The organism is Spirillospora sp. NPDC049652, from assembly GCF_040675125.1.
Taxonomy (GTDB): Bacteria; Actinomycetota; Actinomycetes; order Streptosporangiales; family Streptosporangiaceae; genus Spirillospora.
Map to the genome: position 1 here is coordinate 1 of NZ_JBFAOF010001058.1, position 2322 is coordinate 2322.

General features: G+C 77.6%; 1 protein-coding gene and 2 pseudogenes. All 3 read left to right on the forward strand.

Translation table 11 applies throughout. From position 1 onward, the window contains the following. Positions 1-228, forward strand: a pseudogene (locus tag AB0J52_RS36835) (hypothetical protein); the annotation flags it as partial. Further along, a complete protein-coding gene (locus tag AB0J52_RS36840; RefSeq protein ID WP_500187540.1) occupies positions 221-1021 on the forward strand; it encodes a DprA-like winged helix domain-containing protein in 801 nt (266 codons plus the stop codon). The pseudogene AB0J52_RS36835 and the gene AB0J52_RS36840, both read left to right, overlap by 8 nt. Further along, a pseudogene (locus tag AB0J52_RS36845) lies at positions 1018-2322 on the forward strand (chromosome partitioning protein ParA); the annotation flags it as partial. The gene AB0J52_RS36840 and the pseudogene AB0J52_RS36845, both read left to right, overlap by 4 nt.

The window sequence follows — 2322 nt, forward strand, 5'->3', positions numbered from 1 at the left end:
GAGGTGTACGGCGGGATGTCGCGCGGGGACGCCGAGCTGGCGCGCCGCTGGGCGACCGGCGAGCTGCGGCGGCTGGCGGAGACCGGCTGGCTGCTGCTGGACGAGGCGGCCGGGGTCGTCCGGCCGGGCCCGCGGGTGGCGCTGTGGCGCGACGACGCCCTCGCCCCCCTGCGCGACCTGCTGCGCCGCCTGCCCGAGCCGCCGCAGGGGGTGCTCGGGGATGAGTGAGCCGTTCGAGCCGCTGCTGCGCTCCTACGACGAGCGGCGGCGGTCGGAGCTGGTGGCGGCGTACATGGCCGTGGAGCACGCGGCCGAGCCGGTGCCGGAGGCGCGGTTCGCGGCGCTGCGCGAGCCCGCGTCCCGCCGGACGGTCGAGGCGATGCTGAACCTGTCCGGACGCACGCTGATCAGGGCGGACCGGAAGACTTGGACGTCGGGATACCGGGACGAGGTCGCCGAGGAGCTGGCGCGCGACCCGGAGTGCGTGCCGCCCGCGGGCGACCGGGCCGTCCTGACGCTCGTGCTGATCCACTCGGTGGCGATCCCGCGCGCGGCGGGACGGCTGCCGGACGACACCTGGCTGTCGCCGCACCCGACGCCGCTGGAGGAGCTGCGGCGGCGCTCGCAGCTCCCGATCGGCGAGCTGGAGTCGGCGCTGCGCCGGCTGCGGCTGGCCGGGCTGGTGGCGCAGGTCCGCGCGGACGGCCGGAGCGACGGCGCGGACGCGGGCGGGTTCGTGCCCGGCCCGCAGTTCCACCGGCTCACGCCGGGCGCCCGCCGCCGCCTCCAGGAGGAGCTGATCCTCGCGGCCGGGCCGGACTCGCCGCTCGCCGCGACGATCCGCGCGCGCCGCCGCAGCCGCGACCGCGCCCGCCAGGCCGAACGCGAGGCCGCCGTCGGGCGCGGGACTGGGGCGGACTGTGGGCGCGAGGGGGCGCGGCGGGGCGTGCGGGGGGACGACGTGCAGGAGGCCGCGCCGGTGGAGGCGCGGGAAGTCGCAGTTCAGGGGGATGATTCGTGACCGCCGTCCTCGATCCGCTGGTGCCGGGACCGGCCCGCGGCGGAGCCGACGCCGAGAACGTCGTCGGGGGCCGCACGCTGGTCGCCGTCCAGGCGGTGAACATCTCGCGGTTGTCGACGCATCCGGTGCCGACCGTGCCGGGGACGCTGATCGTCGTCGCCGGGCAGGGGCCGAAGGACTCCAACGGCGCGGGCAAGTCGTCGTTCATCGCCTCGATCACCGCGCTGCTCGGCGACGAGCAGTGGCGGTTCGCGTCGGGCGCGCGGGCGGTGTCGGAGCTGCTGTTCAACGCCGAGCTGGCCGCGCAGGGCGACCAGCAGTGGGCGTCGGCCGACCACGGCTACATCGTCGGGGTGTTCGACCACGCCGACGGGGACGGCTCGGACGCGCTGACCGTGTGGGTGCGGGTGAACGCGGACGCGCCGCACCTGGAGCTGCGCTGGCGGCAGGGCGTCCACCTGGCGTCGGCGGCGTCGGAGGCCGAGCGGGTGACGATGGCGGACGCGCTGTGGGCGTCGCTGCCGCGCAGCGCGGGCCGCCGCGACTTCGTCGCCAAGGACCTGTCGCGCGTGCTGTACGGCGGGCAGGTGCGGTGCGTGTCGTTCCTGTCCACCTCGGTGCGGTCGAAGGTCGCGACGAACCTGCTGTCGCAGCCGCTGAACGAGATCAGCCCGGAGCGGATCTTCTCCGCGATCGCGGCGCTGACCGGCCTGGACCGGGAGCTGGAGGCCGAGCGTGTCTCGCGGGCCGAGGAGCACCGGGAGCGGGCGAAGGCCGCCGAGGCGACGGCGCGGCTGGCCGAGTGGGAGCGCGAGGCCGCGTCGCTGCTGAAGACGTTCGACCGGCGCGACCGGGCGCGCGCGGAGGTCGCCGCGGCGCTGCGGCACTGGCGGACGCGGCAGGCGCGGCTGCTGGTGGACGCGGCGCAGGGCGACGCGTCGCTCGCGGGCGAGCTGGCCGCGCTGGAGGAGGAGACCGAGACCGTCCGGCAGGCGGCGCGCGCGGCGGAGAAGGAGGCCGAGCAGCTCACCGGCGGCGCGCTGGACGCGCAGGTCGCCGAGGCGCAGTCGGCGCTCGCCGAGCTGAAGGGCCGCGCCGGTCAGCTCGGCGCGGACAAGGCCGTCGCGCGCAACCGGATGGAGGAGCTGCGGCGGCGGGTGTCGGCGCTGGAGGAGCGGCGGCGCGAGGCGGACGGCCGCGACGAGGACGCCGCGCGGCGCGAGCTGGCCGAGGCCGAGGCCCGCCGGGACGAGGCGCAGCAGGAGTTCGGCATGGCGCGCGGCGCGGTCGCGCGGGCCGAG